This window comes from Paraburkholderia ferrariae NBRC 106233 (genome assembly GCF_000685035.1).
GTDB classification, from domain to species: domain Bacteria; phylum Pseudomonadota; class Gammaproteobacteria; order Burkholderiales; family Burkholderiaceae; genus Paraburkholderia; species Paraburkholderia ferrariae.
The window spans coordinates 36681-50383 of record NZ_BAYB01000037.1; the positions used below are offsets into that span (position 1 = coordinate 36681).

General features: G+C 66.7%; 9 protein-coding genes and 1 tRNA gene. 5 read left to right on the top strand and 5 right to left on the bottom strand.

Going from position 1 to position 13703, the window contains the following annotated elements; all coding sequences use genetic code 11:
- Positions 1-8 precede the first annotated feature (8 nt).
- Entirely contained in the window at positions 9-929 is a 921-nt protein-coding gene (locus tag BFE01S_RS30900) for a dTDP-4-dehydrorhamnose reductase family protein (RefSeq protein ID WP_028228834.1), read from the top strand.
- 33 nt (positions 930-962) lie between these two features.
- On the opposite strand, the gene BFE01S_RS30905 is transcribed toward BFE01S_RS30900, so the two are convergent.
- From BFE01S_RS30905 to imuA, 3 genes are read right to left on the bottom strand one after another with little or no spacing between them, the layout of a single operon-like run.
- Positions 963-4481, bottom strand: a complete 3519-nt coding sequence (locus BFE01S_RS30905) for an error-prone DNA polymerase (protein ID WP_084170255.1) — start codon at positions 4479-4481, stop codon at positions 963-965.
- 16 nt (positions 4482-4497) lie between these two features.
- Entirely contained in the window at positions 4498-6105 is a 1608-nt protein-coding gene (locus tag BFE01S_RS30910) for a Y-family DNA polymerase (RefSeq protein ID WP_042339131.1), read from the bottom strand.
- Complete coding sequence (gene imuA, locus BFE01S_RS30915) at positions 6014-6847, bottom strand: translesion DNA synthesis-associated protein ImuA (protein WP_028228837.1); 834 nt, start codon at positions 6845-6847, stop codon at positions 6014-6016. Before imuA ends, BFE01S_RS30910 begins: the two co-directional genes overlap by 92 nt.
- Positions 6848-7140: 293 nt before the next feature.
- On the opposite strand from imuA, the gene BFE01S_RS30920 reads away from it, so the two are divergent.
- A complete protein-coding gene (locus tag BFE01S_RS30920) occupies positions 7141-7824 on the top strand; it encodes a hypothetical protein (protein ID WP_028228838.1) in 684 nt (227 codons plus the stop codon).
- Between the two features lie 89 nt (positions 7825-7913).
- On the opposite strand, the gene BFE01S_RS30925 is transcribed toward BFE01S_RS30920, so the two are convergent.
- Positions 7914-7990, bottom strand: a tRNA-Pro gene (locus BFE01S_RS30925).
- 141 nt (positions 7991-8131) lie between these two features.
- Here BFE01S_RS30925 and sixA point away from each other — a divergent pair.
- Positions 8132-8596: a phosphohistidine phosphatase SixA gene (gene sixA, locus BFE01S_RS30930; protein WP_028228839.1), complete on the top strand. Its 465-nt coding sequence runs from the start codon at positions 8132-8134 to the stop codon at positions 8594-8596.
- Between the two features lie 254 nt (positions 8597-8850).
- On the top strand, positions 8851-9669 hold the full coding sequence (locus tag BFE01S_RS30935; protein WP_028228840.1) for a GNAT family N-acetyltransferase: 819 nt from the start codon (positions 8851-8853) through the stop codon (positions 9667-9669).
- Between the two features lie 130 nt (positions 9670-9799).
- Here BFE01S_RS30935 and ppx read toward each other — a convergent pair whose 3' ends face one another.
- Positions 9800-11380 (bottom strand): exopolyphosphatase, encoded by a 1581-nt coding sequence (gene ppx, locus BFE01S_RS30940; RefSeq protein ID WP_245621240.1) that lies wholly within the window; start codon positions 11378-11380, stop codon positions 9800-9802.
- A gap of 202 nt (positions 11381-11582) precedes the next feature.
- On the opposite strand from ppx, the gene ppk1 reads away from it, so the two are divergent.
- A complete protein-coding gene (gene ppk1, locus BFE01S_RS30945; protein ID WP_028228842.1) occupies positions 11583-13646 on the top strand; it encodes a polyphosphate kinase 1 in 2064 nt (687 codons plus the stop codon).
- Positions 13647-13703: the final 57 nt, after the last annotated feature.

Below are 13703 nucleotides of genomic sequence, written 5' to 3' on the forward strand. Positions count from 1 at the left end.
GCCCCGCCATGTTCAAGGTCGCCGTGATCGGCGCATCGGGCTTGCTCGGGCGCGCCATCGTTCGGGAACTGGTGTCGGAGACAGACTGGCAGGTCGTGCAGACCGGCTTGCGCCACGTGGGGCCGCAGCAGGTTGCGCTCGACGTGCGTGACGAAGCGGCCGTCGATGCCTTCGTCGCACGCGAGGCACCCGATGCAATCGTCCTCGCCGCCGCGGAACGCCGCCCGGACGTGTGCGAAAACGATCCGGCCGCGGCCCGCGCGCTCAATGTGGATGCCGTGCGCAGCATTGCGCGGGCGGCGCGCCCGCGCGGTGCGTGGGTGCTGTCGATCTCGACCGACTACGTGTTCGACGGCACGCAGCCGCCCTACCGCGACGGCGACACCCCGAATCCGCTCAACGCCTATGGCCGCAGCAAGCTCGAAGGCGAGCGGGCGCTGCTCGAAGCGAGCAGTCATGCCCTCGTGCTGCGCCTGCCGCTGCTCTACGGTCCGGTCGTGGACTGGCAGGAATCGGCCGTGACGAGCCTCGTGCCGGCCGTGCTCGCATCGTCCCAGCCGGATGCGCCGGCCGCCGCGATGGATGCCTGGGCCACGCGCTACCCCACGTTCACGCCCGATGTCGCATTCGCGATCCGCGAGTTACTGATGCGCTGCGCGGACGGCCATGCAGTCTGCGGCATCGCCCAGTGGTCGGGCGACGAGCCGATGACGAAGTATCAGATCGCGCAGCGCCTCGCCCGGGCGCTGGGCGTGAATGCGCGTCTTCTGGCGCAGACCCGGCCTGCCGATGCGACACCGCGTCCGCGCGACTGCCACCTCGATTCGAGCCGTCTCGAAGGGCTCGGCATCGGCCGCCGCACGCCGTTCGATGCGGCGATTGGCGCGGTGCTCGGCGGCTTCGAGGCACGCAGCGGCACGGCGGCATAGAGGCCACGAAGCAGCGGTGCCCGAGTCGCCCGCTCAATGAAAATTCCGGCTCTCGGTCGCAAGCCGCCCGAGCAGCCGGCTGTGATCCTCCAGGCGGCGCGCGACGAGGTGCACCACTTCGCCTTCGCGCTGCACCACGCCCTCCACCGCCATCAGCGACGATCCGAGCAACACCTTGCGCTGCGCCTCCACGAGCGCTTCGTGCACGATCACGTTGATCGAACCGGTCTCGTCTTCCAGCGAAACGAAGATCGTCCCCTTGGCCGTTCCCGGCCGCTGCCGCACCGTGACGATGCCGCACACGCGCACGAACCGGCCGTGACGGCAATGCGCCAGTTGTACGGCCGTGCGAAAGCGCTGCTTCGCGAGCCCCGGCCGCAGTAATTCGAGCGGATGGCGATTCAGCGTGAGCCGCAGACTGGCGTAGTCGGCAACGATCTCCGCGCCCTCGGAGGCACGCGGCAGCGCAAGCGGCGCTTCCGTGAGCGGCGCATCGCGCAGCAGCGCCGGCACCGCATGCTGCGCGGTCACGGCCCACCAGGCTTCGCGCCGGTGCCCGGCAATGCTCGCGAGCGCGTTCGACGCCGCGAGCGCCTCCAGTTCGCGCCGCGTGAGCGCGGCGCGGCGCGCGAGATCGTCGACGTCGGTAAAGGGGGCAGCCGCGCGCGCCGCCATCACGCGCTGCGCGGCTTCCTCCGGGAAACCCTTCATAAGGCTGAAGCCGAGCCGCACGGCCGGTCCGCGCAGGCCGTAGCGGCCAGGCGGCAGCCTGACCCGGGCGTGCCGCCGGCCCGCAATCCAGCGGATGAAGCCGCTCGCGAACCGGGGCCGGCTGTGCGGCCACACGGCACGTAACTGGCGCTGTTGCTGCATCACCTCGGGCCGTCGCGTCCAGGCTTCGCCTGCACCGATCCGTATGCCCGGCTGGTCGCGCTCCTCCAGCACCGACTCCCAGTCGCTCAACGCGATATCGGGCGGCAGCACCTGCACGCCGTGGCGCTTCGCGTCCTGTACGAGTTGCGAGGGTGAATAAAATCCCAGCGGCTGACTGTTCAGTAGTCCTGCCAGAAAGGCGGCCGGTTCGTAGCGCTTGATCCACGAGCTCGTATAAACGAGCAGCGCAAAGCTCGCGGCATGGCTTTCCGGAAAGCCGTAATCGCCGAAGCCCTCGATCTGCTTGCAGATGCGGTCTGCGAAGTCCGCCGTATAGCCCTTCTCTATCATCCGGCGCTTGAGGTCGGCCTGATAAGGCCGCAGGTCGCCATCGCGCCGCCACGCGGCCATCGCGCGGCGCAGCTTGTCGGCTTCCTCGGCGGTGTAATCGGCGGCCACCATCGCCAGATGCATGACCTGCTCCTGGAAGATCGGCACGCCGTACGTACGTTCGAGCACCGGCCTTAAGTCTTCCTTCGCATATTCGACTTTTTCCTCCCCCGCCCTGCGCTTCAGATACGGATGCACCATGTCGCCCTGAATCGGCCCGGGCCGCACGATCGCCACCTGGATCACAAGGTCGTAGTAGGCGCGGGGCTTCAGGCGCGGCAGCATGCTCTGCTGCGCGCGCGACTCGATCTGGAACACACCCACCGTGTCGGCATGACAGCACATTTCATAGACGGCCGGATCTTCGCGCGGAATGTCCTGCACGTCGAACCTGGGCAACCCATACCGCAACGCGACGAACGCCAGCGAACGCCGGATGGCCGAAAGCATGCCGAGCGCCAGCACGTCCACTTTCAGAAGCCGCAGCGTGTCGATATCGTCCTTGTCCCACTCGATCACATAGCGGTCCTTCATCGCGGCATTCTCGATCGGCACGAGGCGCGAGAGCTTGTCCTTCGCGATCACGAAACCGCCCACGTGCTGCGAGAGATGGCGCGGAAAGCCACGCAATTCGCGCGTGAGCCGGATGAGTTGTTGCGTGACGTGCGAGTCCGCAGCAAAACCCGCCTCCGCCAGATGATGGGCGATCGAATCGGGACCGTCCCACCACTGCTGCGCGCCCGAGATCTTTTCGACGAGCGCGGCGTCGAGCCCGAGCGCCTTGCCGACGTCGCGTAGCGCACTGCGCGAGCGGTACGTGATGAGCGTGGCCGCGAGCGCGGCGCGGCGGGTTCCGTACTTTCGATAGATATACTGAATGACTTCTTCGCGCCGCTGGTGCTCGAAATCGACGTCGATATCGGGAGGCTCATTGCGCGCGCGGGACAGAAAGCGCGCGACCAGCATGTTCATCTGCACGGGGTCGATCTCGGTGATTCTCAGGCAGTAGCACACCACCGAATTCGCCGCCGAGCCACGGCCCTGGCACAGGATGTTTTGCGAACGCGCGTAACGAACGATGTCGTGGACAGTCAGGAAATACTTCTCGTATCTCAGTTCCTCGATCAGCTTCAGTTCCTCTTCGATCTGCCCTTTCCGCTTCTCGTTCATCCCGTCGGGCCAGCGCTCCCGCACGCCCTGCATCACGAGACGACGCAGCCACGTCGTGGGCGTTTCGCCGGCCGGCACCAGTTCCTCGGGATATTCGTAGGCCAGTTCATCAAGCGAGAACGTGCAGCGGCGCGCGACGTCGAGCGTCGCGTCGAGTGCTTCGCGCGGATAGAGCACGCCTAGGCGCACGCGCGAACGCAGATGCCGCTCGGCGCTCGGCTCCAGCGCGCGGCCGCACGCGACGAGCGGCCGGCCAATGCGGATTGCGCTCAGCGTGTCCTGCAACGGCTTGCGCGAGCGCGCGTGCATCAGCGCGCCGCCCGCGGCAACCAGCGGCAAGCCGGTTTCCTGCGAGACGTAGCGCAATGCTTCGATCTGCGTATCGTCGCCGCCGGTTTGCCAGAGTTCGAGCGCGAGCCATGCGCGCTCCGCCGCGAAACCCGCCAGCCAGTGGGCGGCGCGCAGCGTCTGCGAGAGCGTTGCCGTGCGCTGCGGCACCAGCAGCAGGACACAGTCGCGCAAATGCTTCAGATGTTCGAAGCCGGGCTCCGGGTCGGTGAAATCGTCCGGATACACCCGATAGCCGCCCTTTTCCGCCCGCGAGCGCGCAAGCGTAATCAGCTCGCACAGGTTGCCGTAACCCTCCCGGTTCATTGCGAGCGCAACGAGCGTGCAGAACGGTTCTTCCTGCGCCCTGGCCATCTCGTTCTTCACGACGAGATTCAGCTCGCTGCCGATCAGCAGATGCAGCGACGGCGCAAACGACCCCAACCTCGCCGCGGCCACCGCGCCATCGCTCGCCTGCGCTTTGCGCACGGCTTCTTCGTGTGCCTTCCTGAGCGGTTCGTCATGCTCGTTCAACGCGCTGAACGCGCGCACGATACCGGCGAACGAGCATTCGTCGGTGATGGCGAGCGCCTTGTAGCCATGCTGGATCGCCCGCTCGACCAGCTCCTTTGGGCGCGAGGCGCCGCGCAGGAACGTGAAGTTGGTGAGGCAGTGCAGCTCCGCATAATCAGGCAGATACGCCGAAGCAGCCGGCCCGGACGCCTGGGCGCCCGGCTGCGCGGAAGCAAAGAAAGAGGCGGCGCGCGGCACCTCGTCCGCAGGACCCGACATCGACATGATCGCCGTGCTAGCCGAAAAGCCCTTGCAGATACCACTGCCCGCCCATGCGCTCGCGATAGAGCCAGAACATGCGGCCCTGATCATCGGCAGCCACGTAATAGTCGCGGCCGATCGCTTCGCCGTCCCACCAGCCGGCCTCGATGCGTTCGGCACGCGTGAGCGTTTTCAAGGGCCGCCGGTACACCGGGCGGTCGCCGCGCATGGCAAGCTTGAGCGGTTTTTCGAGCAGCCATGCCGGACGCGGCTGCGACGGCAGCGGCACCTCGGGCAGATCGAGCAAGGACTGCGGGGACGGCGCCGGCTCCGCATCCTTCGCCAGGTTGCGGGGCCTGGCCGCTTTGGCTGATTTCCCGCCCGACGACCGCCGCGCATTCGCACGATACGGGCGCGCCGCCATCGCGTGCTCGGGCCGATGATCGTCCTCGACAAAAAGCTGCAGCACGTTCTGCTCGCCCACCCGCGCGCCTATGCGCTCGAACAACTGCGTGAGCGACGCTTCCGACGCTTCGGGCATCGGGAACAGCGTGTCGTTGGGCGCAGCGTATTCGCTCACCTCGGTGGCAACGAGCGCGAGGCCGATCACCGGCGCGGCCAGCTCGGTCTGGTTCAGCTTCTCGCGCAACAGCCACAGCAGATGCCCGGCGTCGCGCGAGGGCGACGCCCACGCGAGCGTGAGGCTCGACGTGCGCGGCGCGTGGCGCGACGCCAGTTCGTGCTCGAGCCGCAACTCGAAGGCGGTGAGCGCCACGTGTTGCGCGGCGAGCCAGCCCGCCAGCTGCATCACGAGACGGCGCGCGGCGAAGAGCAGCGCCTCGGCGCTTTCCACGCGCGCCTGCAATTCGAGCGCGGCCTGAAACGTAGGCGGCGCGCTGAACGCCACGCGCGGATCGGGCGCCTCGCCGCGCGCCTGGGCCAGCCACGTGAGCACGCCGTCACCGAAGCGGCGCACGACACCGTCACGCGGCAAACGGCGCAGATCGGCAAAAGTCGCGCAGCCGATCTGCGTGAGCGCGTGCTCGTGCTGGGCGGCGAACGGCGCGAGCGTGACCGGCAACGCGTCGAGCACGCGCGCGAGCGTCGCTTCCTTGAGCACGTGCCAGCGGCGCGCAGCCTTCGTGGCGCGCGCCTGCGCGAGCGTCCACGCGCCCCAGGCCGTGGGCGCGCAGGCGATGCGCGCGGCGTGACCGCAGCCGGCCACCGTGGCCGCCACCTTCGCGAGCAGCGCGCGTACGCCGCCGAACAGGCGCAGCCCGGAACCGACTTCCAGCAACAGCGTATGCGACGGCGCGAACGACACCTTCGGCGTATACGCGAGCAACGCAAGCGCGAGCGCTTCGAACGCACGGGTCTCGCGCGCCGGATCGGGTTCGAGCAGCACGAGCCCCGGCGCAAGCGCGAGCGCATGGGCGCGCGTGCCGTCGGTGCGCACGCCGAGATGAAACGCGTCGAGATCCGGAATCAGCACGCGCGCGTGATCGGCCAGCGCATAGCAGCGGGCGTGCTGCCCGTCCTGCGGCTGCGCGTCAGAGGGAGGCAGACACGCCCGGCCCGGGAGAGACAGCGGCCTCACGGCCTCCAGCGGCAAGAGCGGCAAGGTGACGGCGATCCACAACATGATTGACCCCGGGCCGCGACGCTGCAAAGGCCGGCCCCGCGGGGGGCAGCACGGCATCCTGCAGCGGCAGCGTAACGACGAGTGGCTGGGCGGGCGGCGGCCCGCGGCGTTTGAAAATATCGACGGACATGGCGGCAAGCTGCATCCACTGGCGCCGGTTGAGACTCGCATCCGCGGGCGGCGGCACCGGTGTGCAGACCATGCGCAACGGCGCCGGCGACGACTGGTTGCGCGCGGCAGGCGGGCGGACCAGGAATGCGAGCGCCTGCGAGTCCTGGGCGGCAACCTGCAGGCGGCGCACCGCGTCGGGACGCGCCTTCGCCTGCCAGAGCAGCACGGCGCCAATGCCCTCCTGACGCAGCGCCTGCTCAGCGACCCAGGGCGCCTCGGCCTCGCCCGCGCGCACCCAGATCACGCGTTCCAGCGCGAGACCCCAGGCCTGCAGCGCGCAGGCATACGGCTGCCAGGGCGGCCCGACGAGCAGCACATGCTGGCCGGCCGTTGCCGTCAGCGTACGCAGCGCCGGCGCGACGAGCCGCATCTCGCCGATGCCGCCCTGCTCCACCAGCAGCTCAGTCAGGCTGCCCGCGGGCCAGCCCGCGCCGGGCAGGAGCGCGTCGAGCGCGGCGTGGCCGCTCGGCACCGTGCGTTCGAGCGCGTGCGCAAGCTGATCGCCTTGCCAGATCCGGCTTTGCAGCCGGGGCGGCAGGTGCGTCGCCGCAAGCTGAAGTGCTGCTGCCATGAGTGCGCTCGGTCAAAGGGCCTGGTCAAGAGGGCTCAGTCAAAAGGGAATACGCCTTCCTGCCCGGCCTGAAAAAGGGGGCATGTCGGGAAGGCAGCCCGGCGCAAAAACCGCACCGTCACCTGTATATTTATACAGTATTTTTTGGGATTTGGGAAAGAGGGGCGCGCGATGAATCCGGCGGAATTCTCCCGGCCAAATCGGCGCAACGCAGCGCCTGGCCGCCGTCCCCCGCTGTTTTAGAGATAAATGCTATAACGCGCGGATCACACGCCCGTTTGCAAACAGAATGCTTGACCAGCCAGGGAGAGCGACATGAAAAACAAAGCGCCGCGAGCGGCAGTACGGGCATTGCCATCAACATCGCGCAAGGCGCGACGGGCAGCTATGTGCTTGCGAGCACACCCACACCGTTCTCTGTCGATACTTCGAGCACCATCACGAACAACGGCGCGCTCTCGTTGTCCGGCAACGGCACCGGTGTAGCGAACCGCGGTGCGATGCTGATCGGCGTGAACAACGGCAACACGATCACCAATGCCTCGACGGGCGTCATCACCACGACGGGCGCCTATAACACGCTCGTCAACAACGGCACGATCCAGACCACGGGCACCGCGTCGAGCAGCGGCAATGTGGACGCCGTCGTGTCGAACACGGTGGGCAGTTCGTTCACGGCAACGATCACGAACCTCGCGGGCGGCCAGATCATCAGCGACAACGGGATCGGCGTGCGTTCGACCAACGGCAACACCACGATCACGAATGCCGGCCTCATTCAGGGCGGCGGCGGCACCGCAATCCAGAACGGCAACGACATGCTGATCCTGCAGTGCGGACTCGTGCTCCGCGACACGCGGGTACAGGGACTGGGGAATGATGTGCGCTCGAATCAGGGACTTCGTTTCGCCGCAAAAGCGGCAAATGCCGACGCGCATCGCTTCTCCCCGTGGCTGTTACCTGTAGCGTTACCTTAGCGCCATTTTTCCGCGGCCAACGCGCGGTCTAACCAAAAACGAAAAACCCCCGAAGCCTTACGGCGCGGGGGTTTCGCGGTTTGCATACGTGGTCGGAGCGATAGGATTCGAACCTACGACCCTCTGATCCCAAATCAGATGCGCTACCAGGCTGCGCTACGCTCCGACGAATCAGAGATTGTAGCGGCTCACACCCTCCCCCGTCAAACCCCAACGCCACGCCTTGCTGCGGCCATCCCGGGCGTGCAAGATGCGGGGACCGAGCAACCGCCCCATCCACGGGCTCCCCTTGATTCAGGAGAAGCCGATGAACCTCATCCTCTGGCGCCATGCCGAGGCCGAAGACATGGCCGCCAGCGACCTCGCGCGCCAGCTCACCCCCCGCGGGCGCAAGCAGGCGCAGAGCGTGGCGAAGTGGCTGCGCGCGCGTCTGCCCGACGACGCGCTCATTCTGGCGAGCCCTGCCACCCGCACGATCCAGACCGTCGAGGCATTGACCGATCAGTACCGCGTCGTGCGCGAACTCGCCCCCAATGCGAGCGTGAGCGACGTCCTCAACACAGCAGGCTGGCCCGAGGGCGTTGCATCCACCGTCGTCATCGTCGGCCATCAGCCCACGCTCGGCGAGGTGGCCGCGAGTCTTCTGTCCAGCGGGCAGGACCCGCGCAGCTGGGCGCTCAAGAAAGGCGCCCTGGTGTGGATCGCAAGCCGCGAGCGCAACGGCGACGAACAGGCGGTCCTGCACGCCGCCATCACGCCCGACCTGATCTAAAGAAGATCCCCGGAAAGAAGACCGCACCCCGCCGTTACCGGCGCGCAACACCCCTCTCCTCCCGCTCCCCGCCATGCCCGCAGCGTGCATCGGCGGGGATCCGCCACGCCGCCGGCCATCCCGCGCCACACCCCTCTGCGCCTACACGGGCCTTTCAGGGCGTCATCGAATCGTCATTGCAATGCCATGTAACCGTAACCGCGCGTTACTACATTTGCCGGAAAAGTTCCATTACCTTCCGACCAGGACGCCCCATGCGAGATCTGCCGACGCCCATCCTGCCGCTCGCCTCGACGCTGTTCGAGTCGCACCGGCGCCTGCCGCGCGCCGAAGAAACGGTCACCCCGCAGCATCGGCTGCAGATGGCCTGGGCTCGCAGCGACGAAGAGCTGCGCGAAGCGCAGCGCCTGCGCTACCGCGTGTTCGCCGAGGAAATGGGCGCGCACCTCGCGGGCCCCGCGGGCCTCGATGTCGATGCGTTCGACCACTACTGCGACCATCTGCTCGTGCGCGACCTCGATACGCTCAAGGTCGTCGGCACCTACCGCGTGCTGCCGCCGCACGAGGCGCTGCGCATTGGCCGCCTCTACGCCGAAAGCGAGTTCGACGTGTCGCGTCTCGCGCATCTGCGCCCGAAGATGGTCGAAGTGGGCCGCTCCTGCGTGCACCCCGACTACCGCAGCGGCTCGGTCATCATGTCGCTGTGGGGCGGTCTCGGCGCCTACATGACGCACAACGGCTACGAGACCATGCTCGGCTGCGCCAGCGTTTCGATGGCCGACGGCGGCCACTATGCGGCCAATCTCTACGCGGCGCTCGGCGAACATGCGCTGACCGCTCCGGAATATCGCGCGTTCCCGCACACGCCGCTGCCGGTCGAGGAATTGCGCACCGGTGCATCGGCCGTACCGCCGCCGCTCATCAAGGGATATCTGCGCCTCGGCGCGAAGATCTGCGGCGCGCCCGCCTGGGACCCCGACTTCAACTGCGCCGACTTCCTCACGCTGTTCCGTCTTTCGGAAATCAACGAACGCTACGCGCGCCACTTCCTCGGCGAAGCGGCCCCGCGCTGAGTCCGCCTCGTCATCGCGCAACCGCGCAAGCGGTAGCCGCCGCGCAAAAAGCACAACGCCCGGCTTGCAGATTGAACTGCAAGCCGGGCGTTTTTCTTTCTCGCGCCGCGGCACAGGCAGCGGCGAACAATCAGTCCTCCGTATAAACCACGCGATACGGAATGCCGATCTTGCCCCACTCCGCCGCTTCCTGAACGAGGTTGTAGTCGGTGAGCGGATTGTTCTGCACCCATGCGCTCGGCAGGCGCACTTCATAGCCGCTGCCTTCCTGCGCGACGGTAATCTGGGGCAGCCCCACGTCGGCGCGGCGGCGGCACAGCAGCGCGGCAAGCCGCAGGCAGAACAGCAGCGGCCACTCCACGTCGCGCGTTTGCGAAAGCTTGCCGAGCTTGCCGACGTGCCCCAGCACGAGCGCCGCCAGGCGCGCCTGGTCGGTGCGCGAGAAGCCCGGCATGTCGGCGTTGCTGGCGATATAGGCCGAATGCTTGTGATAGGCGCTGTGCGAGATCGAAAGCCCGATTTCGTGCAGCGAAGCCGCCCAGCCGAGGAACATGCGGCTTTCCTCGCGGCGCTCCTTGTCGGCTTCGCCCAGCTGGTCGTAGAAGTTCATGGCTAGTTCGCCGATGCGGCCCGCCTGAGCGCGATCGACGCCATAGCGGCGCATGAAGCCCTCCACCGTCACCGTGCGCATGTCCTCGTGCTGCGAACGTCCCAGCAGGTCGTACAGCACGCCGAGGCGCAGCGCGGCGTCGGTGGTATCGGCATAGTCGATGCCGAGTTCGTCGAACACGGCAATCATGATCGAGAGGCCGCCCGCCAGCACCGGAATGCGATCCGGCTTGAGCGCGACGAGCTTCAGGCGGTTCACGTTCTCCGCCTTGATGAGCGCGCGCTTGAGGCGCTCGAGGCCGCCGCGCGTGATGCCGTGCGTGACGCCCGGATCGTTGAAGCCATTCGCCTCCACGAGTTCGGCCAGCGCGCGCGCCGTGCCCGACGAGCCGATCGCCTGCTCCCAGCCGGTCTGGCGATAGTCGGCGGAAATGATCTGGATCTCGCGCGTGGCGGCGAGTTCGGCCTGGCGCATGGTGTACTCGTCCACGTTGCCGGCCGGGAAGAACTGCCGGCTGTGGCTCACGCAGCCGATATAGAGGCTTTCCATGCGGATCGGCGTGTAGTGCGCGCCGATGATGAACTCGGTCGAGCCGCCGCCGATATCGACGACGAGCCGCTTGCCCGCGCTCGCCGGCACCGAATGCGCGGCGCCTGCATAAATGAGGCGTGCTTCTTCACGCCCCGCGATCACTTCGATCGGGAAACCGAGTGCGTTTTCGGCTTCGCCGAGGAATTCGCGCGAGTTCTTGGCGACGCGCAACGTGTTGGTCGCCACGGCGCGCACATGATCGGGATGGAAATCGCGCAGCCGTTCGCCAAAGCGCTTGAGGGCATCCCAGCCGCGCACCTGCGAGGCGCGGTCGAGCATCTTGTCCTTCGAGAGGCCGGCGGCAAGGCGCACCGGCTCGCGCAGGGCATCGACGGGGTAGATCTGGCTGCCGGCCCCGGTTTCTTCGATCCGGCCGACGATCAGACGAAAGCTGTTCGAACCGAGATCGACGGCGGCAAGCAGTTGCGGATTGGTGACCATCGAGGGGGCGGGCTCCATGCGTGCGAGTGCGGCCATCCGGGCGGCGGCCGCACTGTTCAAATATGTCATTTTAAGCGTACCCGCTTTCACGATGTCGCTCCTCACGCTGGCGAGCATGAACCACTGTGCATGATTACGGGGCGACTTGTCGTTTTCGTGAAAATGGGGCGTAAAATTTATGACACACCGAATGTCACAACAACGTCATCATACTGTGCGAATTTCCGAGCGTCCGTTCGAATTAAATCCTGACATTCCGTTTTCACTGCCGATGTCCATCCGCTACCCCCTACTGAATCGCGAGCTGGGCATTCTGGGATTCAACGAGCGCGTGCTCGCGCAGGCCGCCGACCCCGCGGTCCCGCTGCTCGAACGCCTGCGCTTCATCTGTATCACCAGCAGCAACCTCGACGAATTTTTCGAAGTCCGCATGGCCGGGCTTCAGGAACAGATGCGCGACAATCCGGGCGCCCTCTCGCCCGACGGCATGTCCCTGCAGCATGTGTACGACCTCGTGGTCGAACGCGCGCAGCGTCTCGTGCACCGCCAGTACGCCATGCTGCACGACACCGTGCTGCCGGCGCTCGAGCAGGAAGGCATCTACTTCCACGGCACCGACGCCTGGAACGAGGCGCAGACCGAATGGGCGCGCAACATCTTCCTCGACGAACTGCTGCCCGTTCTTACCCCGATCGGTCTCGACCCCGCGCACCCGTTCCCGCGCGTGCTCAACAAGAGCCTGAATTTCGTGGTCGAACTCGAAGGCAAGGACGCTTTCGGGCGCCAGGCCGTCATGGGCATCGTGCAGGCGCCGCGCGCGCTGCCGCGCCTCGTGCGCATGCCGCAGGAGCTCTCGGGCTTCCAGCACGGTTTCGTGCTGCTCGGCTCGCTGCTGCAGCGCTTCGTGGGCGAATTGTTCCCGGGTCTCGTCGTGCGTAGCTGCAATCAGTTCCGCATCACGCGCAACAGCGAGCTCTTCGTCGACGAAGACGAAATCACCAATCTGCGCGTCGCCCTGCAGGGCGAACTGCCGGCGCGCCACCTCGGCAATGCGGTGCGGCTGGAAGTATCGGCGGAAACGCCGGTGCATCTCGCCAAGCGCCTGCTGGACGAAAGCGGCCTGAACGAAAAGGACTGCTATTACGTCGATGGCCCCGTGAATCTCGTGCGCCTCATGCAGTTGCCCGAGATGGTGGATCGCCCCGACCTCAAGTTCGTGCCTCACGTGCCCGCCATTCCGAAGCGCATCGCCGCGAGCAGCAACATGTTCGACGTGATCGATCAGGGCGACGTGCTGCTGCATCACCCCTACGAGAGCTTCCAGCCCGTGCTGGAACTGCTCCTGCAGGCCGCGAACGATCCGAACGTCGTGGCGATCAAGCAGACCATCTACCGCACCGGCACCGATTCGCCGCTGATGGACGCGCTCATGCAGGCCGCGCGCAACGGCAAGGAAGTGACGGTGGTGGTGGAACTGCTCGCGCGCTTCGACGAGGAAACCAACATCAACTGGGCCTCGCAGCTCGAAGCCGTGGGCGCGCACGTGGTGTATGGCGTGGTGGGCCACAAGTGCCACGCGAAGATGATGCTGATCGTGCGCCGCGTGCCGCACAACGGCCGCATGGTGCTGCGCCGCTACGTGCACCTCGGCACCGGCAATTACCATCCGCGCACCGCGCGCCTCTATACCGACTTCGGCCTCATGACGTCCCAGCCGAGGATCTGCGAGGACGTGCACTACGTGTTCCAGCAGCTCACCGGCATTGGCGGCGAGCTGCCGATGCACGAGTTGTGGCAGTCGCCGTTCACGCTGCTTCCGCGCCTCATCGATGCCATTCGCGCCGAAGCCGATGCTGCGCGCGCCGGCAAGAAGGCGCGCATCGTCGCGAAGATGAATGCGCTGCTCGAACCCACGGTGATCGACGAGCTCTACGAAGCGTCGCAGGCCGGCGTGAAGATCGACCTGATCGTGCGCGGCGTCTGCTCGCTGCAACCCGGCGTGGCGGGGCTTTCCGAGAACATCACGGTGCGCTCGATCGTCGGGCGCTTTCTCGAGCATCACCGCATCTACTACTTCTATGCGGGCGGTGCGGAAAACGTCTATCTGTCGAGCGCCGACTGGATGGACCGCAACCTGTTCCGCCGCGTGGAAGTGGCCTTCCCGATCGACGACCGGCGTCTCAAGCGCCGCGTGATCGCCGAAGGGCTCTCCACCTTCCTCGGCGACAACCAGTCCGCGTGGCTCATGCAAAGCGACGGCCACTACCGGCGCCGCCGCGCGGGCAAGTCGGTGCGCAACGCGCAGTTGAGCCTGCTCGCGAAATTCTGCCCGTGAGTACGGGATGCCGCGCTTCGTGCGGCATCCGCTGAAAGAACGAAGGCCGCGCAATTT

Coding starts and splice junctions, on each gene's coding strand:
- BFE01S_RS30910 (WP_042339131.1), bottom strand. CDS start 6,105: ATGTTGTGGATCGCCGTCACCTTGCCGCTCTTGCCGCTGGAGGCCGTG.
- ppk1 (WP_028228842.1), top strand. CDS start 11,583: ATGTCCATCCGCTACCCCCTACTGAATCGCGAGCTGGGCATTCTGGGA.
- sixA (WP_028228839.1), top strand. CDS start 8,132: ATGAACCTCATCCTCTGGCGCCATGCCGAGGCCGAAGACATGGCCGCC.
- BFE01S_RS30905 (WP_084170255.1), bottom strand. CDS start 4,481: ATGTCGGGTCCTGCGGACGAGGTGCCGCGCGCCGCCTCTTTCTTTGCT.
- BFE01S_RS30935 (WP_028228840.1), top strand. CDS start 8,851: ATGCGAGATCTGCCGACGCCCATCCTGCCGCTCGCCTCGACGCTGTTC.
- BFE01S_RS30900 (WP_028228834.1), top strand. CDS start 9: ATGTTCAAGGTCGCCGTGATCGGCGCATCGGGCTTGCTCGGGCGCGCC.
- imuA (WP_028228837.1), bottom strand. CDS start 6,847: ATGGCAGCAGCACTTCAGCTTGCGGCGACGCACCTGCCGCCCCGGCTG.
- ppx (WP_245621240.1), bottom strand. CDS start 11,380: ATGACATATTTGAACAGTGCGGCCGCCGCCCGGATGGCCGCACTCGCA.